At 66.7% G+C, this 21,691-nt stretch carries 18 protein-coding genes and 1 tRNA gene; 9 read left to right on the forward strand and 10 right to left on the reverse strand.

What is annotated here, in order from left to right; all coding sequences use genetic code 11:
• Positions 1-236 precede the first annotated feature (236 nt).
• Both VEA80_RS12140 and VEA80_RS12145 read right to left on the reverse strand, forming a co-directional pair.
• Positions 237-1,934 (reverse strand): hypothetical protein, encoded by a 1,698-nt coding sequence (locus tag VEA80_RS12140; protein ID WP_325061014.1) that lies wholly within the window; start codon positions 1,932-1,934, stop codon positions 237-239.
• A gap of 122 nt (positions 1,935-2,056) precedes the next feature.
• A complete protein-coding gene (locus VEA80_RS12145; RefSeq protein ID WP_325061015.1) occupies positions 2,057-2,194 on the reverse strand; it encodes a hypothetical protein in 138 nt (45 codons plus the stop codon).
• Positions 2,195-2,386: 192 nt separating this feature from the next.
• On the opposite strand from VEA80_RS12145, the gene VEA80_RS12150 reads away from it, so the two are divergent.
• Entirely contained in the window at positions 2,387-2,704 is a 318-nt protein-coding gene (locus tag VEA80_RS12150; RefSeq protein WP_325061016.1) for a hypothetical protein, read from the forward strand.
• 1 nt (position 2,705) lies between these two features.
• Here VEA80_RS12150 and VEA80_RS12155 read toward each other — a convergent pair whose 3' ends face one another.
• Positions 2,706-3,308: a helix-turn-helix domain-containing protein gene (locus VEA80_RS12155; RefSeq protein WP_325061017.1), complete on the reverse strand. Its 603-nt coding sequence runs from the start codon at positions 3,306-3,308 to the stop codon at positions 2,706-2,708.
• 102 nt (positions 3,309-3,410) lie between these two features.
• Between VEA80_RS12155 and VEA80_RS12160 the strand changes: the two genes are divergently transcribed.
• The 3 genes from VEA80_RS12160 (at position 3,411) to VEA80_RS12170 (ending at position 8,476) form a co-directional block, all read left to right on the forward strand.
• The gene (locus VEA80_RS12160) at positions 3,411-6,128 is read left to right on the forward strand and encodes a PAS domain-containing hybrid sensor histidine kinase/response regulator (RefSeq protein WP_325061018.1); all 2,718 of its coding nucleotides are present in this window, start codon (positions 3,411-3,413) and stop codon (positions 6,126-6,128) included.
• 9 nt (positions 6,129-6,137) lie between these two features.
• Positions 6,138-6,518 (forward strand): response regulator, encoded by a 381-nt coding sequence (locus VEA80_RS12165; RefSeq protein WP_325061019.1) that lies wholly within the window; start codon positions 6,138-6,140, stop codon positions 6,516-6,518.
• 110 nt (positions 6,519-6,628) lie between these two features.
• On the forward strand, positions 6,629-8,476 hold the full coding sequence (locus tag VEA80_RS12170; protein WP_325061020.1) for a putative bifunctional diguanylate cyclase/phosphodiesterase: 1,848 nt from the start codon (positions 6,629-6,631) through the stop codon (positions 8,474-8,476).
• On the opposite strand, the gene VEA80_RS12175 is transcribed toward VEA80_RS12170, so the two are convergent.
• Positions 8,458-9,207 carry a hypothetical protein gene (locus VEA80_RS12175; RefSeq protein WP_325061021.1) on the reverse strand — a complete coding sequence of 250 codons (750 nt, stop codon included), beginning with the start codon at positions 9,205-9,207 and terminating at the stop codon, positions 8,458-8,460. The two genes, VEA80_RS12170 and VEA80_RS12175, sit on opposite strands and share 19 nt — an antisense overlap.
• 299 nt (positions 9,208-9,506) lie before the next feature.
• Between VEA80_RS12175 and VEA80_RS12180 the strand changes: the two genes are divergently transcribed.
• Entirely contained in the window at positions 9,507-11,807 is a 2,301-nt protein-coding gene (locus VEA80_RS12180) for a putative bifunctional diguanylate cyclase/phosphodiesterase (RefSeq protein WP_325061022.1), read from the forward strand.
• 292 nt (positions 11,808-12,099) lie between these two features.
• Positions 12,100-15,321, forward strand: a complete 3,222-nt coding sequence (locus VEA80_RS12185) for an autotransporter outer membrane beta-barrel domain-containing protein (protein WP_325061023.1) — start codon at positions 12,100-12,102, stop codon at positions 15,319-15,321.
• Between the two features lie 70 nt (positions 15,322-15,391).
• Here the strand turns inward: VEA80_RS12185 and VEA80_RS12190 are convergent, their stop codons facing one another.
• The 5 genes from VEA80_RS12190 to VEA80_RS12210 form a co-directional block, all read right to left on the reverse strand.
• A complete protein-coding gene (locus VEA80_RS12190) occupies positions 15,392-16,303 on the reverse strand; it encodes a hypothetical protein (protein WP_325061024.1) in 912 nt (303 codons plus the stop codon).
• Positions 16,304-16,328: 25 nt separating this feature from the next.
• Positions 16,329-16,898 carry an OsmC family protein gene (locus VEA80_RS12195; RefSeq protein WP_325061025.1) on the reverse strand — a complete coding sequence of 190 codons (570 nt, stop codon included), beginning with the start codon at positions 16,896-16,898 and terminating at the stop codon, positions 16,329-16,331.
• Between the two features lie 138 nt (positions 16,899-17,036).
• Positions 17,037-18,638, reverse strand: a complete 1,602-nt coding sequence (locus tag VEA80_RS12200; RefSeq protein WP_325061026.1) for an alpha/beta fold hydrolase — start codon at positions 18,636-18,638, stop codon at positions 17,037-17,039.
• A 117-nt stretch (positions 18,639-18,755) separates the two neighbouring features.
• The gene (locus VEA80_RS12205) at positions 18,756-19,442 is read right to left on the reverse strand and encodes an alternative oxidase (RefSeq protein ID WP_325061027.1); all 687 of its coding nucleotides are present in this window, start codon (positions 19,440-19,442) and stop codon (positions 18,756-18,758) included.
• A 264-nt stretch (positions 19,443-19,706) separates the two neighbouring features.
• Positions 19,707-19,782, reverse strand: a tRNA-Lys gene (locus tag VEA80_RS12210).
• A gap of 83 nt (positions 19,783-19,865) precedes the next feature.
• Between VEA80_RS12210 and VEA80_RS12215 the strand changes: the two genes are divergently transcribed.
• Genes VEA80_RS12215 through VEA80_RS12225 form a run of 3 tightly spaced genes read left to right on the forward strand, consistent with a single transcriptional unit; the run spans position 19,866 to position 21,334 of the window.
• Positions 19,866-20,564, forward strand: coding sequence for an NnrU family protein (locus VEA80_RS12215; protein ID WP_325061028.1), 699 nt, complete (start codon positions 19,866-19,868; stop codon positions 20,562-20,564).
• 36 nt (positions 20,565-20,600) lie between these two features.
• Positions 20,601-20,912 (forward strand): Hpt domain-containing protein, encoded by a 312-nt coding sequence (locus VEA80_RS12220; RefSeq protein WP_325061029.1) that lies wholly within the window; start codon positions 20,601-20,603, stop codon positions 20,910-20,912.
• A gap of 23 nt (positions 20,913-20,935) precedes the next feature.
• A complete protein-coding gene (locus VEA80_RS12225; protein ID WP_325061030.1) occupies positions 20,936-21,334 on the forward strand; it encodes a thioesterase family protein in 399 nt (132 codons plus the stop codon).
• A 24-nt stretch (positions 21,335-21,358) separates the two neighbouring features.
• Here VEA80_RS12225 and VEA80_RS12230 read toward each other — a convergent pair whose 3' ends face one another.
• Positions 21,359-21,688: a DUF4282 domain-containing protein gene (locus tag VEA80_RS12230; protein WP_325061031.1), complete on the reverse strand. Its 330-nt coding sequence runs from the start codon at positions 21,686-21,688 to the stop codon at positions 21,359-21,361.
• Positions 21,689-21,691: the final 3 nt, after the last annotated feature.

Here is a 21,691-nt window from a genome sequence, read left to right on the forward strand (position 1 = left end):
CCTGGCGACGGCGCCGATGTCAGAACTCTCGCGGGGACGCGGGCTTCCGCGTCATAAGCGCCGAACCAACGGCGCATTTCTTCTGACGCGCAAACCCGCGTCCCCCGCTCTCCACTTGTTCGGAGCGAACGATGACGCACGCCTATCGCTTTCACTCGCCCCGCGAAGCGGGGGAGGGACAGCGGGCGAAGCCCGCAGGGAGGGGGACAGTCAGTTAGTTGCCGAAGCGCGGGCGATCACCCCGCCGCCGCATCGATCAGCAAGAACGCGCGCGTCGCCTCCGCGTTCATCGAGGCGCGGCCGCGGGCGATCAGCTCGGCGATGCGCGCGCCTTCGTTGCGCAGAAACTGCATCGCTTCCTGATTGGCCACCGGATCATGCGCGAAATGCTCGGCGAGCTGGCGCGACGCTTCCGGCGCGGCCTCGTACACCGCACGGCGGCGCGCCTGCGTGCCCGAACGCGCCCGCTGGGCGATGCGCTCGAGCCCCGAGGGCGAAAACACGGTGTCGAGCTTGAGCCCCGCATGTTCGATCGTCTCCACGATCGGCAGCGACGGCGCGGCCGGGCGCGGCTCGACGATGCGGCGGCGCAGATGCGCGACCGGATCCTCCGCCTCGCGGCGCGGCGCGGGTGCAGACGCCGGCGCACGGCCGCCGCCTTCGTCCTCGACAGAGGAGAGCAGCTCGCGCCAGGTCCAGTCGTTGGCTGCGTTGCGGTCGAGGCGCTCGTTCGCGCGCACATTGCGCGCCGGCGGGCGCTCGCGCTCCTCGTACGCCTCGCGTGCGGCCGGGCGGCGCTGCCGCGACGGCGCCGGCTGGTCGAGCGGATCATGCTCGTCGCGCCAGGAATTGTCGTACGTTTCCTCGCGCGGCGGGCGCGTGCGGACGCGCGGCTCGGGTGTGCTGTCTTCGACGGCGCTGCGTGTGCCGATCGCCGCCGAGCGCGCCGCTTCCGCCGCATCGCGCAACCGCTCCAGCGCGATCGCCGCCTCGCGTTCGACGTTCACGGCTTCGCCGCGGATCAGGTCGGCGGCGCGCTTGGCGTCGTCGATGGCGCGATGCGTGGTCTCGCGCACGGCGCCGGCGGTGGAATTGGCCGCGAGCGTCGCCGCTTCGGCCGATTGACGCGCGGCGTCGGTGAGATTGGTGGCCTTCGCCAGCACGTCGAGCGCGTTCGAGAGCGCCTGCTCCAGGCGGAGCGCAGAGTCGGCGCTGGCTTGGGCTGCGCTAGAGAGGCCGTGCGTGCGGTCGCTGATGAGCGCGGCCGCCGCGCCGAACGAGGTGAGGCGATGATCGAGCGCCTGGTCGGCGGCGCGCACCTCGGCTTCGGCGAGCTTGGCCGCTTCCGAGATCGAGTGCGTATGCTTGCCGATCGAGTTGCCGATCGTCTGAGCCTGGCTGGTCAGCTCCTGCGAGATGCGCAGCAGCTCTTCGCGCTCGCGCTCCATGCCGGTGATCATCTGGCTTGCGCCGGCCTTGGCTTGGTGGGCCATCGCGTCGACGGCCTGCGCTTGGCGCGCGATCTGGCCTTCGACGTCCTGCAGCCGCGACAGCGTCTGTTCGAGCGCCTTGTCGAGCGTGTTGATCTCGCCGCGCACTGTGACCGCGAGTTGGCGTGCGGCGTCTTCGGCGCTGCGCTCCGGATTGAGCAGGCGGTCGGCCGCATCGGCCAGGCGGCGGGCTTCGGCTCGGGCCCGGGCGCTGTCGCGCGCGGCAAGGCCGGAGAAGAACGCCATCACCGCCGGCAACAGCACGGCGGCGGCGAGCGCGGCCATCTCGACTGGCGCGAGCACGCTGATCCCGTCGGCGCCGAGCAGCGCGAAGGCGGCGGCGAGGGCGCCCGCCACCCAGAACACCGCCACGCCAATCGCCAGCTTGCCCGCCAGCGCGCCAGGCTCACGCGCGCGGCCGGTGTCAGGCGTCGTCTTCGTCATCAATGCGTCCCGCCAAGTTTGAAGCGCGCGCAGCTGACGCGCGTTAATCGCTTAACGGAAACGAAAGAAGTGCGGCCATTTCAAGAGCGCGCCGCATCATTGGCGCCTAGATGGACGAGGTTTCAGCGATCGCGCGACGCTTCGCAAGCCTCGGTCGCGCAGCGGTCGGCCGTGTCGACGCGCTGCTCCAAGGTGATGCCGACCCAAGCGAGGGCCATCGCCAACAGGAAATCACGGATCGCGACCAGAACGGACAGCATTGCCCTCATCCTCGATGCAGCGAACGGTATGTGCGCCCATCCGCTTCGGCCGACAAGCGTCGATGGCGTTAATAAGCGCCGAATAGCGAAGCGAGTGTTACGATCGCCGCACTGCTTGACGCCGCCGGCCGTTGGGCTACATACCGCGCGATGTTACAACATAACAGCGCCCAGGCCGGAAAGCGCGCCCACTTGGCCCATGCCGCCGTCGTCGGGCTGCACGCGTTGTGCTGCGGCTTGCCGGCGCTGGCCATGCTGGCGGCCGCCATATCTGGCGCCACCTCCGGAATCGCCGCGCTGGCGGGGATCGTCGAGCCGCTGCACGCGTTCCTTCATACCCACGAGGTCTGGATTCTCGTGGTTTCGGCGCTGCTGGTGGTCGCCGGCGGCGCGCTGGAGGCGCTGGCCCGGCGCGGCGCTCATACGCACGGTTTCCCCTGGCTGTTCGCGATTTCGGTCGCCTGCTTCCTCGTCAACGTGGCCATCATCGCCGTCCACCGCGCGCTCTAAACTACCGTTTTGGCTTGAGAATTTGCAGCGCGAGCGCCCGGAACCGCCGCGCCGCTTCGCCTGCGCCGGCGTCGCGCCAGAGCGCCCGCCGCAGCGCGAAGCCGTCCAGCGCCGCCATCAGCGTCCGCGCCGCGTCCTCCGGTTCGAGGGCCGGGTAGGCCAAGCCGACAGCTTGCGCCCGCTCGATCGCGCCGGAGATGCGGCCGACCGCCACCCTGTCCCTGGCCCCGAGCGCGGCGGCGAGCGAGCAGTCACGGGCAGCCTCGGCCCAAATGTCCGACAACAACGCCCCATCGCCGGCGCGGTCGAACGCCTCGAAGAACGCCCGCGCCAAGTCGGTGAGCCCATCGATCAGGCTGGCCTCGCCGCCGAGGCGCTCCAGCGCCGCTTCGGCGTCGGCCCGGGCCTCGAGCGCAATGGCCGCGACGATGTCGGCTTTAGAATTGTAGTAACGATAGAGCGCGCCCGGGCTGATCCGCGCCTCGGCGCAGATTTCCTCGATTGTGGTCTGGCGGAAGCCCCGCTCCCGAAAACAGGCGCGCGCCGCGTCCAGGATCTGGCCGCGGCGGCGTTCGGGCAGGGCGGGGTCGGCGCGCCGGGGCATGGAATCGCCGCCAAGCATAGGCCTTCCCTCTATGGTTTAGTCTATCTTCACGCCCTGGTGGCAGCGTCGGCCGGAATTCTGACCGGCGGAGACCGCTCGTTCATGTCCACCACGCCGCCAACGGCGCTCGCAAGCGCGGCCGAGACGCGACGGCGCGAGATGCCCGCCTCGATCGCCCTCGTCATTCTTACCGGCGGCCTCGCCGCGGCGATCATGGAGGGGCCGGGCGCGGTCGGCTGGGCGGCGATCATGTCGCTGCTGCTGATTTTCGACACCGAACTCTACCGCCGTCTCGACGCCGCCGATGCAAAGATCCAAGGGCCCACGCTGGCCGGACTGACGCTCTGGGCGTTCGCAAGCTCGACATTTTACGCCGTGCTGCCGGCTTCTCTCTGGCTCGACGGTCAAGCGGCCGGCGCGGCGGCGGCGATGGTGTTGTGGGTCGCGGGCGTTGTCAGGCACTTCAGCCCCGGCGGCTCTGGCGCGTTGCCGATCGCCTTGGCCGGCGCTGCGCCGCCGGCGCTCTCACTCGTGCTCGCGCCGCTCGCCATCGCCTCGATGACGGCCCAGCCGGACTGGGATCTGGCGATCATCGCCGCGGTCGGCGGCGGCGCGTTGATGGCCTACGTAACGCAAGCGCGGGTGAGCGCGGCCGACGCCGAACGCGCACTGCGCGAAAGCGCGCGCAACGTCAGCGCGCAGCAAACGCTGGCGAAGCTGATCTTCGAACATGACGCGCTCGCCGCTGTCCTCGTCGACACCGAGGGGCGCGTGGTGGCGATGAGCAAGAACATGAGCCTCGGCCTTGGAGTCGACGGCGCGGAGGGCCGCCGGCTCGAAGATGTCATCCCCTGGTCGCCCGAACGCTGGCGCGACGGCTTCGCGCGCGCACTGACGGGCGAACATGTGCGCTACGACGAAGACGAGGGGCACATGGCCGATGGCGTGCGCTACTTCTCGTGGCAGGCGCTGCCCTGGCGCAATGATGACGGCGAGATCTGCGGCGTCCTCGCACATGGACGCGAGATCACCTCTCTGGTGCAAGCGCGCGCGTCCGCGGCGTCGAACGAACGGCGTCTGAAGATCGCGCTGGAGGCGGGCCGCGGCGTCGTGTGGGAGGTGGATTACAAATCGCGCTCGATTTCCTGGCACGGCGATCCGACGACGGTCTACGGCGAAACCTTCACGTTCGAGCAGTTCGATCAAAATCAGGTGCCGTTCGTCCACAAGGACGATTACGCGTGGATGGCGCAGTACTTCCACGATGTCGCGGCGGGCGCCGTCGGCAGCATCGAACACCGCGTCATTAAGCGCGACGGCAGCGTCGGCTGGGCGCAGTGCTTCGCCGTACGCGTGTTGGGACGCAGCGGCGTCGTGCGCAAGCTCGTCATGCTGTCGAAAGACATCACCGACCGCAAGCGCCGCGAGGCGGACTTTATCGCCGCAATGCAGCGCGCCGAAGAAGCGCTGAAGGGCAAGCGCGCACTCTATGGCGAGGACGTCGGCGCGGTCGAAGCGATCGACGAGGGGGCGGTGAACCTTGTCGAAATGCATGAGCGTCTCGATCGCATCATCGCCGAGATGGACGTGCGCGATGCGATGCTGACCGAGACGATGGCCTCGCTGCGGGCTGCGCGCGAGGCGGCGGAATCCGCGAGCGTATCCAAGTCGCAGTTCCTGGCGTCGATGAGCCATGAACTTCGGACGCCGCTCAACGCCATCATCGGTTATTCCGAGATCCTCAAGGAGGAGGCGGAGGACGACGGCCGCTCCGGCGATGTCGCCGACATCGAACGCGTGCTCACCGCCGCGCGTCAGCTGCTGCATCTCATCAATGACATTCTCGATCTTTCCAAAATCGAAGCGGGACGGATGGACGTGGCCGCCTCCGAGTTCGACGTCGGCAAGCTGATCGGCGAAGCTGCCGCTATCGTGCGGCCGAGCGTGGAGAAGAACGGCAACGCCCTCGTGCTGGATTTCGCTGACGGGCTCGGCATCGCCTCCACCGACTCGTTCAAGCTGAACCAATGCCTCCTCAATCTGTTGGCCAATGCCGCGAAATTCACGCAGAACGGCGACATCACCATTCGCGCCAAGCGCGATCGGGCCGCCGGCGGCGATTGGATCGAGATCGCCGTCCGCGACAGCGGCATCGGCATGACGTCGGAGCAGGTGCAGCGCCTGTTCAACGCGTTCGTGCAGGCTGACGCGACCACCGCGCAACGTTACGGCGGCACAGGACTCGGTCTCGCCATCACCCGCAAGACGATGCAGCTCCTGGGCGGCGACGTGGCGGTCGCCAGCGCGCCGGGCGAGGGCTCGACGTTCACGCTCCGCTTCCCCGCGCATCTTCCCGCGCCAGTGGCGCCGGCGCGTTTCGACAGCGACGCGCTAGAGGGCGAAGGCGGCGAACGGATCGTGCTCATCATCGATGACGAGGAGAGCGCCCGCGATCTCGCGTCCCGCTCGCTGGCGCGTCTCGGCTTCGACGTACGCGGCGCCTCGAGCGGCGCGGAGGGGTTGCGCTTGGCGATGGCGCTGAAGCCGAGTCTCATCGTGCTCGACATCAATTTGCCCGACATCACCGGCTGGGACGTCATCGAAGGTTTGGCGGCCTCATGCGAAACGGCCGGCACACCGATCATCGTCCATTCCGTCGACGACGACCGCCAGCGCGCGCTGTCGCTCGGCGCCCGCGACCTGTTGGTGAAGCCCGCCGATCGCGACGTGCTCGCGGCCGCGGCGCTGCGGTTCGCACGTGTTTCCGAGACGACCACGCCGGCTGCGCCGGCAATTCTCCCCCTGACGAAGACTGCTTAAGAGGCGCCCATGCGAATCCTGATTGCCGAAGACCATCCTGATAACCGAGAGATGCTGACACGCCGGCTCGAACGGCGCGGCTATGAGGTGCACGTCGCCGAGAACGGCGCCGAAGCCGTCGAAAAAGCGAAGCAATGCTCGCCCGACCTGATCCTGATGGACATCTCGATGCCCGTCATGTCCGGCATCGAAGCGACGAAGGTGCTGCGCCAGACGCCGGACGTGAACAAGGTCAAGATCGTGGCCTTGACCGCGCACGCAATGGAAAGCGCGCGGCGCGAATGCATGGAAGCGGGCTGCGACGACTTCGCGACCAAGCCTGTCGACTTCGCGGGCCTCGTCGCGCTGATCGAGAAGTACACCGGCGCGGTCAACGCGCGGCAAGGTTAGCGCGCGTTAGCTACGAATAAATCTCCTTTGCGCTTCCGGAATTAGCGCCCCCTCAACCACCCCATCGTAAATTCGATGGCTGGTATGGGGTTTAGAGGCCAGGGGAGCAAATGTCCTCGGCGCAAGGCGAAGACGGCGCGTCCGCATCGGCGCGTCTCGGCCGTATTCTGCTGGTCGACGACCAGGCGCAGAACCGCGACATGCTGGGCCGGCGCCTGGAGCGGCGCGGCTATGACGTGGTGCTGCGCGAAAGCGCCGTCGGCATCGAAGACGCGATCGAAGCCGACAAGATCGAACTCGTTCTGCTCGATTGGATGATGCCGGAACGCTCCGGCGCCGACGCGCTTGCCGGTATCCGCGCGCGTTTCGACGCCGAGCACGTCCCCGTCATCGTGGTCACCGCGCTCGATGACGGCGATATCGTCTCGAAAGCGCTCGAAGGCGGCGCCAACGACTACATCACCAAGCCCATCGACCTGCGGGTGCTGACGGCCCGCGTGAAGGCGCAGCTCGACCGCCGCCAAGCCGTGCTCGAACTCGACGCCATCCGCGACAATCTCGAACGCACCGTCCAGGAACGCACGCAAGATCTGATCAAGACCAACGAAACGCTCTCGGCCGAGATCAGCGAACGCGAAGCCGCCGAAGCGCGGGCGCAGACGCTGGCGCGGCACGATCCGCTGACCGGGCTCGCCAATCGCCGCCACTTCCTGGAGGAACTCGAACGGCGCCTCTCCTTAGTCGGCGAAGAGGCCAGCGCGTTCGCGCTGATGTTCATCGACCTCGACCGGTTCAAGCCGATCAACGACGTGCACGGCCACGCCATCGGCGACCAGCTGCTGCAAGTAATCGCGACGCGCCTCAAGGGCTGCATCCGCGACGATAGCTTCGCCGCGCGCCTCGGCGGCGACGAATTCGCCATCCTGCTCGAAGATCCCGGCGGGCGTGACGGCGTCGCCTCCGCCTCGCGCCGCATCCTGCATGAGCTTGCGGCGCCAATCCTGGTCAACGGCTTGAAGCTGACGGTCGGCGCCTCGATCGGCGTCGCGCTCTGCCCCGAGGACGGGCGCGATGCGGCGGACCTGCTGCAGCGCGGCGACGCGGCGATGCTGCGCGCGAAAGAGGAGCGGGGCGCGTTCAAATTCTTCGACTCCTCGATCGACGAAGAACTCAAATCGAAAGCCGCGCTCGAAACCGAACTGCGCACGGCCATCCCGAACGGCGACATCGTTCCGTATTTTCAGCCCGTGGTGCGGCTCGACACCGGCGAACTCGCCGGCTTCGAAGTGCTGGCGCGCTGGCCGCACCGCGACCGCGGCATGATCTCGCCGGTGTCGTTCATTCCAGTCGCCGAGGACGCGGGTCTCGTCGACGCGATGTTCTGGGCGCTGCTGGCGCAAGCGTGCCGCAAGGCGCTCGACGCGCCGGGGGAATTCGTGCTGGCCGTGAACATCTCGCCGAGCCAGGTGCGCGACCAATGGTTCCCGGAGAAGGTGCTGCGAACGCTGCGCGAAACCGGCTTCCCGGCGCAAAGGCTCGAAATCGAAGTGACCGAAAGCGCGATGATCGGCGATGTCGCGCGCGCCAAGTCGGCGCTGCTGTCGCTTAAGAACCAGGGTGTGCAAATCGCGCTCGACGATTTCGGCACCGGCTATTCATCGCTGTTCCTGCTGCGCGAACTGCCGATCGACAAACTGAAGATCGACCAATCGTTCGTTGCGCGGATTCTTACCGACCGCGAAAACGCGACCATCGTCGGCGCGCTCGTGGGGCTGGGCAAGGCGCTCGGCCTTAAAGTCACGGCCGAAGGCGTGGAAGACGAAGCCACCGCCGAGGCGCTGCGCGCCATGGGCTGCGAGTTCGCCCAAGGCTTCCTCTACGGCGCGGCTGCGATCATGCCTGAATACATGACGCCGGCGATGGCCGCGGCGGCGCGGCTTCAGGCTGCGGCGCGATAAGCGAACCAGACGTTCGGCTCGACATAGCGGCCGACGCCGCGCTCGAGATCGACGGAGACGGGAACTAGGCCGCCATCGACCGCATAATCACCGCTCTGCTCGAACGAACGCCCAGTCCACATTTCCCAGAAGCCGACGGGCTCCTCGACCACCATCGAGCGCGCGGCCGGTTTGATCAGCTTGCCGCCGGCCGCGGAATGGCTGCGCAGCCAGGGATCGAACAGCCGGCCCTTGTCGTCCGCCCAGCCGATATATTCGTCGATCGAGATGAACGGATGGCGGTGCTTTTCGGAAGGGCGCACCGGCGCAATCACTCCGTCGAGGCCCTTGCGCTCGGCGAGGTTGCGAAATTCCTCGATCATGCGGCGGGCGACGCCCTTGCCGCGATGAATGTTGGGCACCGAGATCGCCAGCGCGCCAAGCGCGTTGCGGCGCTTGCCGTTGTTATTCGCCGCGCTCTCGACGATCCAATCCCAACCTTCCGGCGGAAGATCGTCGAAGTCGCAAGCGAGCGGGACGCAGTTGCCGACCGCCACCGGGTAACCCGTCGCCTCGTCGACGAGGCAAAGCTGGCAATCGGCGTGCTCGTCGAGAAGCTGCTGATAGAACGCGAAGTGCGCGCGGGTGAAATTGAGAAAGCCCAGGGCGCTCCACGCCGCCTGTTCAATCGCCATCGCCGCTTTGCGCAGCTCCGGATTATCGGCACGCGTCTTCACGACGAACCGCGACATGGTCCACCCAGCTGTGGTTAATCAATATTTGCGCCCGTCCCCGCGATGACCCAGCAATGCTTCCCCAGGCGCAGGTTCCCTAATAAAGGGTAAAGTTCCAGAACACAAGCGCTAAGTTCTATTTACCAATATTAACAATGCTTTTGGGGCCTTGAGAGGCGCAGGCGCGTCTCGGTTTCCAGAGTATTTATGCGCGCGATTTAGAATATAATCGCGATTTACGTAACAGTATTTTTGTACTGCGCGTGTCAGGTTTCAGGAGATTGCGATAACCAACTAGTATTCGTGGCTCGTTAACTATGATCACCGGCATTACCAAAGCGGATCATTACAAGAGCGATCTCAGGCGGCTCACGGCCATGATCGGCGCTGCGCTGCTCATGTTTGGCGTGCTGCTGCTGGTTATCGTTGCGTACGCGGGCTGGTCGGCGAACCGCACGGCAGTGGTACGCGAACGGCAGTTGGTGGAAAACGCGCTCGACCGCAGCGTCAGCTCGGTGCTCGACCAGCAGAAGGCGATCGCCTGGTGGGATGACGCGGTGGTGAACGCCCAGGCGCGCCCAGTCGCCACCGAATGGCTCGAAACCAATGTCGGCATCTATTTTTTCGAGACCTACGGCCACGACGAGATCGTGATCGTCGACGGCCAGAACCGGCCTGTTTACGCCAATGTAGGCGGCGAACGGGCCAATCCCACGGCGGCCTACGCCGCGCGCGCCGATGTACTGGACCAGATCGTCGCCGAAGCGCGTCGCGGCGCTGACGGCCATCTGCGCCCGCGCGACCGAGCCTTCGCCGAGAGCCAGAGCAATTACGACGCGCTGCTAGGCGCGAGCTTCGGCCGATGGGCCGGCCACATCATGAGTGTGGATGGGGAGCCTGCCGTCGTGGCGGCGATCTCGATCGTGCCCAACCTCGATGCGAATTTGCTCGATGGCGAACCGCACTTGCTGCTCAGCATCGTGCGTGTCGACCAGGGCTTCATGGCCCAAGTCGGCAGCTCATTGCTGATCTCCGACCTCGCGCTTTCGGCCGCGCCGAATCCGTCGGGATCGGTGCTGTCGGAGGCGTTTGTGGCGGATGACGGGGCGCCGGTCGGCTATCTGACCTGGACGCCCAAACAGCCAGGCCAGACGCTGCTTATGTTCGTTCTGCCGATGGTGGCGCTGGGGGTCATCGGGGCGGGGCTGCTCACGTGGCTGATGATCGGCAGACTGAAGCGCGCCTCCAGCGAGCTTGCGGACCGCGAAGTGGAGTCGCGCCATCAAGCGCTGCATGACGCGCTCTCGGGCCTGCCGAACCGGCACAACTTTGTCCAACGCCTGCAGGAAGCGCTCGATGGCCTGATCCAGGCGCGCAACAACGGCCGTGTCGTCGTCGCGTACATCGATGTCGACCGCTTCAAGGACGTCAACGACACCATGGGGCACGCCGCCGGCGACGCGCTCATCATGGCGGTGGCCCGCCGGCTGCAGACGCACATCACGCCGCAAGATTTCTTGGCCCGCTTCGGCGGCGACGAGTTCGCCGTGCTGCGCGCCTCGAACAACCCCGAAGCTGCGGCGGAGCTGGCGGATTGCCTGCGCGCCGCGTTCGAGGAGAGCTTCGACGTCCACGGCCAGCACGTGCGCATGACCGCCTCGATCGGGCTTGCCCAGGCGCCGGATCACGGCGCCTCGCCGCAGGAATTGATGCGCCATGCCGACATCGCGCTCTACCAGGGTAAGAATCAGGGCCGTGATCGCGCCATGATGTTCAGCAGTGAGATGGCGGCCGAAGTCGAGCAGCGCCGCGAGGTCGAACTCGAACTGCACGCGGCGCTCGTTTCGGGGCAGCTCAACCTGCACTATCAACCGGTGGTCTCCTGCGCTCACGGCAGAGTGACCGGCCTAGAAGCGCTGCTGCGCTGGAAGCACCCGACCAAGGGCGACATCTCGCCCGCCGTGTTCGTGCCGATCGCGGAAGAGGCGGGGCTGATGCCCGCGCTGGGCGCGTTTGTGTTGGAGCGCGCTTTCCAGGAGGCGCGGCGCTGGCCGACGCTGGACGTCGCCATCAACTTGTCGCCGGTCCAGTTCCGCCACGTCGACTTGGTCGAGCTGCTGGAATCCTTGCTCAGGAAATACACAGTCGATCCGAGCCGCGTGATCCTCGAGGTCACCGAAGGCGTCATGATGGAGTCGACTGACCGCAACCGCCACATCCTCGAAACCGTGCGCAAGCTCGGCTTCAAGATCGCGCTCGACGATTTCGGCACCGGCTATTCGTCGCTGCGTTATCTCTGCGACTTCCGCTTCGACAAGATCAAGATCGACCGCGCCTTCGTCACCGGCATTCACGAGCGCAAGCGGGCGATGACCATCATCCAGTCGGTGGTGACGCTCGGGCGGGGGCTCGGGATGGACATCGTCGCCGAGGGGGTCGAGAGCGAGACCGAAGCCTCGGTCATGCGTCTGGTCGGCGTGACCGAACTGCAGGGCTTCTTCTTCTCGCAGGCCGTGCCGGCCGACAAGGTCGACGAACTGATCGCGAGCCTGGCGGAGGCGGCCGAGCCGCAGCGGACGGCCGAGGTGACGGATCTGCGCACGCAACGCGGCGGCTGAGGCCGCCGCAAGGGTCGGTGCGCCGCAGCAACGGTGTTCGCCTCACAGGGGCGGCGTCCGATCCCGCACGCACTGTCGTATTAATGACGCGCGCGGCCGCTTTCGGTCATGCGCCCCGCACTGGACAAAATTCGGCAAAGTCGGCATGCCAGCCCAAAGCGCCGCCCGTCAGCGGGGGCGAGTGCGGGTGAGGTATGGGGCCGCTCCGAGCGCCGGCGGAAGCCGGATGCTGGAGGGCCTGGCGCATGAGAGCGCTCTCCATCCCGCCTAAGGTGAAGGGGACGGAGCCGGCATGCGCATCAACAAGGTTCAGCTCGCGGGTTTGGCGGTGGTGCTCGCGGGTGTCGCGGCGACCGGCGCCAACGCGGAAGACGTCACGATTTCGAGCGCGACCACCACGCCGCTGACGACATCCGATCCCAACCCGACGGCTGCGCCTGTGGAAGCCGGCGACATCACCGTTGCCTCGGGGGGCTCGATCACGGTCGCCGCCGGGCAAACGGCGATCACGGTCAATACTAGCAACGACGTCAGCGTGGCGGGCGCGCTGAATTCGACGGACGCCTCCAACACCACGGGCATCCGGCTGACGCCGGGCAATACCGGCAACGTCACCAATACCGGCAACATCTCGCTGATCGAAACCTACACGCTCGCGGACGCCGATGACGACGGCGACCTCGACGGCGCCTACGCCACAGGGACCAACCGCCACGGCATCTTCCTCGACGCCGGCGGAACGTTCGCAGGCGACATCACCAGCAGCGGCAACATTACGGTCGAAGGCAATTCATCGAGCGCGTTAACGCTCAATTCGCTCCTCGACGGCGATCTCACGCTGTCGGGCAATATCAGCGTCACGGGCGACAACTCGACCGCGATCGCCATCAACGAAGGCGTGACCGGGGACGTCACAGTCCGCAGCAGCCTCCTGGCGCGCGGCGAGAACGCCCAGGGCCTTGTCGTCAACGACGTGATCGGCGGCGAACTGAACGTGCGCGGCACGTGGACGGTTAGCGGCTTCCATAGCATCGCTCGACCTGCAGACGTCAGCGACTTGGACGCGGACGACCTGCTGCTCAGCGGCGCGGCGATTGCCGTGCACGCGGACGTGGCCGGCGGCATCACCATCGAAGGTATCGGGGTCGAGGACGATACCGACGACGACGACGATGGCGTCACAGAGGCGCAAAGCGACGCCGACGACGATGCGACAGCCGTTATCGCGGTCTACGGTTCGGCGCCGGCGCTGCACATCGAGGCAGACGGTGCGAACGTCAATATCGGCGCGACGTCGACCGGCTACGGCGTGCACGTGCAGGGCTCGCTATCGGCGGCCGGCGTCTTTGACGGCGTCGACGCGAACGCGATGCGGATCGAAGGCGTAGGCGGTTCGACTGTCACGATCGCCGACGGCGTCGCCATCGATGGCACGGTGCAGGCGGCCGCCACGAACGCGGACTCGACCGCCGTGTACATCGGCGCCGACGCGAGCGTGTCGGAGCTGCTGTCGCGCAAGACGATCACCTCATTCGTCAGCTCCGATCTTGCGCAAACGGCCGCCGCAGTCGTCATCGATGCGGGCGCCAGTGTGCCGGAGTTCACCAATACGGGCTCGGTTCGTTCGACCTTGCTGGGCGAGACCGGCGACGCTGTCGCCATTATCGACAGCTCGAATACGTTGGCGACGATCAACAATTCCGGCCGCATCGTCGCGGAGATCTTCGCCACCGACTCCGACCTCGAGGACGGCGTTCCGCCGCCGCCGATCACCGGCTCAGCGGTTGCGATCGACGTGTCGGCATCGAACATCGACGTCACGCTCAACCAAACCGCCGACGTGCCATTCAACGACGAAGACACGACCGACGACGACGCGACCTTCCGTCCGCCGACGGTGATCCAGGGCGACATCCTGCTCGGGTCGGGCAACGACGACGTGAATCTGCTTGCCGGCGAAATTCTCGGCGACATCGCGTTCGGTGTCGGCGCCGACGCCATGGTCATCGACAATGAGGCGCTGTTCGCTGGCCGCATGGACGACAGCGACGGTCTGCTCACGATCGACGTGCAGGATGGCGTCCTGAACCATCTCGGCGGTACGACCAATCTGACGAGCGCCAATTTCAGCGCCGACTCGGTGCTGGGCGTGATGCTGTCGGACGTGCCAGGGGAATCGAGCTTCCTGCACGCCTCCGGAACAGTGACGTTCGCGGCCGGCGCAGAGGTGATTCCGTTGGTGCCGGCCGGGCTCCCGGTTTCGGGCACACATACCTTCCTGACCGCCGATGGCGGGCTCGTTGGCGCAGCCAATGTGATCGGGGCGGTTGACGGCGTCGGCGCGCCATTCCTCTACGACCTCGAGATCGGCGTCGTCGGCGGCGATCCGAATTCGCTCGAAGCCAGCTATCTCATGAAGACGACGACCGAGCTCGGTCTCGACGCCAACCAGACGGCGGCGTTCGATCCGATCATCGTCGCGCTGCGCCTGAACGATGATGCTGCGGCAGCTTTCGCGGCCCTCAGCAGCGAGCAGTCCTTCTTCGACGCCTACGCCACCCTGATGCCGAGCTACGCTTCGGCTTCGACCGAGCTGGCCGCAACGGCGATCCAGCAGGCGCAGAGCGCCACGACCAACCGCATGGCGCACACGCGCCTCGCCGGGCTCGACGAAGTGTCGGTGTGGGTGCAGGAGATCGGCTACGGCCTCAGCCGCGACCCCGGCACGCTCGGCGGCCAGGAATTCCGGGGCAACGGCTTCGGCCTCGCCGCAGGCATCGACGGCCCCCTCGACAACGGCGCGCTGTTCGGCCTCTCGGCCTCCTTCCTTGCGTCCGAGGCGGAGGAGCCGGCGCGTCCGGAAGGGGAGATCTCGTCCTGGTTCGGCCAAGGCAACGCCTATCTCGGCACGGCGATGGGGCCAGTCGATCTCGACTTCGTCGTCGGCGCCGGCTTCGGCCAGATGCGCTCGCGTCGCTTCATCCAGATCGGCTCGGCGTTCGAGGCGCTCTCGGAAGCGGAATGGTGGGCGTATGAAGGCCACGGCGCCGCGCGCGCCTCGGTGCCGCTGGCGCTCTCTGACTGGATGGTGATCACGCCGCAAGCGGCGCTCACCTACGTCTACCTCAACGAGCAGGGCTACACCGAAGAAGGCGGCGGCGCGGCGTTCGATCTCGACGCCGACAGCAGCACCTCGCAGCGGCTCTGGGGCGATGTGGGCGTCGAATTCAGCGCCCGCCGCAATCTGCGCGGCGGCGGCTACATCGCTCCGCGTCTCTACGCCGGTTATCGCGCCAACATGCTGGACGATGAAGCCGAGCGCACATTCCGTTTCGTGTCGGGCGGCAGCTCATTCACGCTGCAGGATGAGGGCTTGGGCGACGGCGGCCCGCTGGTCGGCATCGGCATCGACGCCACCAACGGCTACTCCACGGTGTCGATCGGCTACGAAGGCGAGTTCGGCGATCAGATCGAACGCCACAGCATCAACGCCGCGCTGCGCTTCCGCTTCTGAGCGGGGCCAAGACAAACGAAACGCGGCGCGCCGGACGGTGCGCCGCGTTTTTGTTTGTCAGGAGCCCGCGTCAGCAGAACGTCGGCGCCAGCGCCTCGATCTCCCGCCGCTTCGCCGGATCGAGCTGGCCGACTGTCTCTAAGAAGCGCGGGTGCGTCATGCCGGAGCCGAGATAGGTCCAGCGATTGGCTTGCAGCTGCTGAGTCAAGAACAGCTCGCGCTCACTTTCGCTGAACGTGCGCCCGGTTGCGCGTTGCAGCGCGTCGAGGTCGAACGCCGTCTGCTGCTTCAATCCTGCGTCGAAGAAGCCGCCCAGTCCGACGTACCCGTCGATGCCCGCCTTTATCTCGGCGGCCGACAGCTGCTCGGCGATCGAAAGGGTCATCAGCGCATCGAGTTGCGCGTGCTGATGCTCCTCCATCCAGTGGTGCAAGAGCAGGCTCTTAAACTGGGGGTCGAGCGCTGCGTCGTCCTTGACGCTGCCGAGATAGTGCGACTGGCTCATCCACTCGATCTGCAGCGTGAGCAGCGCGACCGAAAGCGGTGGCTGCGCCATCACATGAGCGCCGATCGCCTCCGGCGGGCCGATCACGTCGCAGCGCGTGCCGAAGCCGGAGAGGAAATCCTCGCGGAAACGACGGAAGAGATGGATGTGCTTGGCTTCCTCGGCGGCGAATTCGAGAAATGCGCGCGCCTGGTAGTCGTCGCCGTTGATCACCGAACGCGCGTGATCGAGCACGAAGGGCAGGATGAATTCTTCCACCAGGCCGAACATGGCCAGGTAAGTGTGGCCGCGGATGTGGTTGAGCGTGAGCTTTTCTTCGGCGCTCAGGAACGTCAGCGGCTCGGTGCGGGCGAACGTTTCCGGCAGGAACGGGCGGGCGAAATCGAGCGCCTTGTCCCCGCCGATCAGATCTTCGACGCGCCAGGTGATGCGCTCGGCGCGCTGCAGGCAGTCCTTGAAGGAATATTGGTACGTCATGGGAGGTCTCCTGAAGGGCAGCGTGTCAGTACGTCTCGACCGAAACCGTCACCGGCACGGATTTCGAGACGACATCGAGCACGGGCGACATCTGCGTCAGCGCCTTGATCGTCTCGGGCATGGCCTTGGTCTTCACCCGCATGCGCACGCGGATCGCCTGATAGCCCTTGCGCACCTCCTCGCTCAGGCCGAGGAAGCCGCGCAAATCGAGGTCGCCATCAAGTTCGCTGTCGATCGCCTCGATGACGATGTTGCGCGCGGCGGCATGGTAGGCGGTGGTCGTCGTCATGCAGCCGATCAGCGCGTGTAGCAGCCATTCGACCGGATTGGGCGCGTTGTCTTCTCCGAGCAGCACGTCCGGTTCGCCATTGTCGGCGATGAACGCTTGCACGCCGGTGCGCTGCTCGGCGAGGGCGCCGGTGAACTCCTTGATGGTCGAGCGGTTGCGGTCGCCGCCCATCCAGCTGTTCTTGGCGCGGAAGTTGAACTTGGCGATCTCGGCGTTGGCCTTGACCGCCTCGATCGTCTCGAACAAGGCGCTGACGTTGACGCCGTTGACGATCGTCGGCGCCGGCGCGGCGAGGGCAGTGGTCATGGTTCTGTTCCTGTCTGACGCCGCTCGAGGAGGAGACGGACGGTGCGGACAAGACATGACGCCTGCCTGTCGCAGCCGACGTGGGCGCGGGCGTGGAAAGCGCAGCAGCAGCGTTTGAACGCGCGTTGAAACGCGCCGCTATTCGGCCAGGAAGGCGCGGAGTTCCTGCAGAAACCGCGCCATTGCCGGCTCCTGCTCCAGCAGGACGTGGTTCTGGCTCTCCAGGATGACGAACCGCGCGCCTGGAATGCCGGTGGCGAGCTCGCGCCCGTTCGGCAGCGTCACCCGCGCGTCCTTGCGGGCGTGAATGACGAGCGTCGGCGTCCGCACGTGAGCGAGCCTGTCCCGGACATCGATCGTGCCGAGCGCGTCGAGCAGCGTAGCTGCGTTTTCAGGCGAGGTGGTGATGCGCTGGAGTTCGTTGAACCAATCCATCTGTTCCTGGGTGGCGCCGGGAATGAAGAAGGAGGTGAAGAGCTGGCGATAGGCCGGGTTGTCACGGCCCCAGCCGGTGCGCGTCAGCAGCACGTGCGCTTCGTTCTGCGTCACGCGTTCCTTGTCGTCGTGCAACTTCCAGCCGCGCGCATAGCCGCCGTAGAGAATGAGCTTGGTGACCCGTTCCGGATGACGCACGGCGTATTCGATGGAAACGGCGCAGCCTTGGCTTATGCCGAGCAGCGGGAAGCGCTCGAGCCCGGCGGCGTCGACGACCGCTTCGAGATCTGCCACGAGCGCGTCGAGCGACCAGTCGCTCACGTCCCAGTCGGAGAGACCGTTGCCGCGCGCATCGTAGCGCACGAAGGTGTAATCCTTGGCGAGCGCGCGGAAGGGATAGCGCCAGATCGGGCTGTCCCAATCGAATTCGAGATGGTTCAGCCAGTTCGCGCACTTCACCAGCGGCGGCCCCGACCCCACTGTGGCGTAGGCGATGCGTACGCCGTCGCGAGCCGTGCAGAAGCGCACCTCTTGCCGGAGCGGCGCGTCGAGTTCGAACGGCTTCGGCGCCGGTGTTTCGCTCTTGCGCGGTTGGCGGAGCGCGGCCCGCAGCGCCGCCGCGTCGTGCGGTCCGAGCGCCGCGAGCATGCGCGCGCTGGCCTCCACCTGCTGCTCCGCTTCGGCGAGCGCGCCCGATTGCGCGAGCGCGGAGACGAGCCGCGCATGCGAGGCTTCGTCGCCAGGATCGAGTTCGATCCGCTTGCGCATGAGCTGAGCCAGCTCGCCCGGCGCATCGGCAAGCTTCGCCGCTAGCGCATCGAGCACGCAGAGATGGAGCCGCCGCGCCTGCTCCTGCTGACCGAGGCGCCATGTTTCGAACGACGGCTGCGCCGGCAAATCCAGGCCGGCGATGAACGGGCCGCGGCAGAGCGCCTCCAGTGCGCGCAACTCGGCGACGCCGAGGCGCTCGACCCCGTCGGCGCAGGCCGCGCGCAGTCGGGCGAGATCGACGTCCGCGCCGTGCGCGGTGAAGCTGACGCGCTCGCGGTCGGCCTCCAGGCGCTCGCGCGCATCGTCGTTGAGCAGCGGCCGGAGCTTTGAGAGCGACCAGCGCAGCGCCGCGCGCGGATCGTCGGGCAGCTCCCACAGCAGCTCGCACAGAGCATCGCGCCGCTGCGGCGCGCGCTGGACGGCGAGATAGGCGAGCAGGGCGCGCGTTTTCTTCGATTGCGGCAACGGGACGGGCGCGCCGTCGCGGCGCACCTCCAGCTCACCGAGGAGGCGTATTTCGAGCCCAGTGCCCATGGCCGCCATTTATCAGCGCGCGAGTGGGGCTGGATAGTGACCACGGTCGCGAAGCGATGGCGAAAACGAACTTGGCGGCCGCTATCGAGCGGCCACCAAGCAAAGCGTGGGATGAAGTCACGCCGCGGCGCGGACGTCCGTATGCTCCGGATAGGGCGCGATCTTGGCGGCGTCGACCGACGCGCCCGCAAACTCGTTGGCGAACGCGTGGTTCACATCGCGGTGGTGCGCTTCGTCGGCGCGGACCGCCAGCACCACATCGCGCAGCGTGGCGTCGTCCGGCAGATTCCAATATCGCTTGGCGATCTCGGGCGCCGGCACGTTGGGCGAGCGGCCTTCGTCGATCTCCTGCAGATAGTGCGTGTAGCTGATCACCGCCTCTTCCTCGAAATAGCCGACGACGCGGTGCGCCGTCTTGGCGCTGACGAGATAGAGGACGAAGAAGCCGATATAGAACACCCACTGCGCCGCGAGCACGACGAAGCGTTCGAACAAGGTGGGGTTGGCCACTTCGATGAACGTCATCAAGTGCATGCGCTCGTTCTCGGCTTCCTCCATCAGCGTGCGGATCCAGCCGTTGTCGTCGCACATGCGCCTGAGGCATTTCAGGTGCGTGATGGTGGCGCCGACCATGCCCGGCACCGCGGCGACGGTTTCCAGCACGATGGCGCGATGGCCGTAGCGCTTGGCGAAGAAAGTGTCGGCGCAGAAGCGCAACAGCTTGGTGAAGCCGAGCGCGAAGCGGTCGGAGAGGCCGTGCGCTTCGTGATGGACGCCGAGATCGACAAGGGGAGCGGTAGCCATTGGTCTTTCCTTCGCTGATGCCGGCGGCGTTCTCGCCGGATGAGAGCATCATGAGGAAATGCGCGGCCCGGTTCTTGATGCAGATCAAGCGGGCTGGCGCCGAGATGAATCTTCTGGATTGACCCATGTCAGGCCAATCTGACTCGTTATGCGGGACCTAAAGCTTCACGAGGCGTAGGCCATCCGAAGCTCGCGAGTGGCGCACGCCGGCCTCCTACGCCAAGGCTTCGGAGGGCATCCTACGCGCGCTCCGCGAGCGTAGGATGGTGGGTGATACAGGATTCGAACCTGTGACCCGCTGATTAAGAGTCAGCTGCTCTACCAACTGAGCTAATCACCCGATTCCTTACGGACGCCCGGAGATAAGGGCATTGGGGGCGCGCGTCCAGTGCGCTAGGTAGGCGCGGAAGAGCGGGAGGCCGGATGAGCGGGTTTGCGTGGGCGCTGGCGCTTTTTGTGCTGATCCATGTCGGGGTGTCGGCGACGGGGCTGCGGGGACAGCTGGTGCGGCGGATCGGCGAGGGGCCGTACCGGGCGCTGTTTGCGCTGGTCTCCCTGGCGCTGCTGGTCTGGCTGATCCAGGGGTATGCGGCGATGCGGGCCGATCCGTTCGATCCGCTGAACGAAGCGCTATGGGCGCCGCCGTCATGGCTGCGTTGGCCGGCCTACGTGCTGACGTTCCTTGGCGTAAGCCTCGCCATTGCCGGCGTGCTGACGCCGGGGCCGACCTATGCCGGTTTCGAGACGCGCAGCCTCAAGCGGGCCGAGCCGGCGCATGGAGTGCTGCGGATCACGCGGCATCCGTTCCTGTGGGGCGTCGCGCTATGGGCGGCCGGGCATCTGCTGGTCAATGGCGAGCGCTCGGCGGTGATGCTGTTCGGGGTGCTGGGGCTGATGGTCATCTTCGGCGCCCGCTCGATCGACCGGAAGGCGCGCGCCCGCGACGCCGCCGGCTGGTCGGCGTTCGAGGAGGCGACCTCGAATGTGCCGTTCATGGCCATCACCCAGGGCCGCAACCGGCTGGCGCTGGGCGAGATCGGCTGGCGCGGCCTCGCAGGGATCGCAGCGGCAGTGCTGCTGGCGCTCGGTCACGAGCCGGCCATCGGCGTGGCGGCGTTCTAACCGCGCCTTAAGTCCGCCTGCGCGACAAAGGCCGGTATGATCCTCGACCGCGCCCATTTCGACATGATGACCGGCGGCGACCGGGCGCTGCAGCTCGAAGTGCTCGGGCTCTTCCGCGGCCAAGTCGAAGCCTGGAGCGCGGCCTTCGCCATGGGGCAGGGTTGGCGTGACGCCGTCCACACCATGAAGGGCTCGGCCCGCGGCATCGGCTTGCATGCGCTCGCGGAAGCCTGCGAGATCGCCGAACGCGCGCCGGACGCCGAAGCCGCCGCCGCACTGGAGCGCGTGCGCGAGGCGCTCGAGGAGGCGCTCCGCGCGCTGGAGCAATTCGCCGCTGAGGCGGCCTGAGCTTTTGCGCTAGGCTGGCGGCGATGGCCGCCGAAGTCTTCATCCAGCGCTTTCCCGTCGACGCCGCCGACATCGACGAGCTCGGCCACGTCAACAACATCGTCTATCTCCGCTACGCGCAGGAGATCGCGATCGCCCATTGGCGCGCACGCGCCAGCCCGGAGATGATCGCGACGTACGTCTGGGTGGTGATGCGCCACGAGGTCGACTATCGGGCCGCGCTGAAGCTGGGCGACGAGGTCGAAGTGCGCACCTGGGTCGACGATCAGGCGCGCGGTCCGGCCTGGGCGCGCTTCGTCGAAATCTACAAGGCGGGCGCCGAGAAGCCCTCCGCGCAGATCAAGTCGAACTGGTGCCTGCTCGATGCGCAGACGCGGCGCATTCGACGCGTGCCGCCGGACCTGGTGGAGCGGTTTGTGTGAAGCCCAAGCCCCACTCTCAATTCCCTAAAATTGCGGATGGTTCGGATCCGGCGCGCTGGCGCCGCCGAGCAGGGTGCGGATTTCGCCGAGCCGCTCGTAGGCGAGGAAGGCGAGCATGAAGAGTTCGCAGATGAAGCGCCAATAGACAAACGCTACGGCGGCCACAGCCGGCGCGGCGAGCAATTGCACGAAGCCGCCGCCGATATTGCCGCCGGCGAGCGTGAACACCGCCGTCAGCAGCGTGCCGACGCCCATCATCACGATGATCGCGGCGCCGACGAAATAGACGATCTTCACCAGCGACGGCCCGAGCAGACGATCGAAACTGAGCAGGCTTTGCACTATCGACATCATCGG

This window comes from Vitreimonas sp. (genome assembly GCF_035627415.1).
Taxonomy (GTDB): Bacteria; Pseudomonadota; Alphaproteobacteria; order Caulobacterales; family Aquidulcibacteraceae; genus Vitreimonas.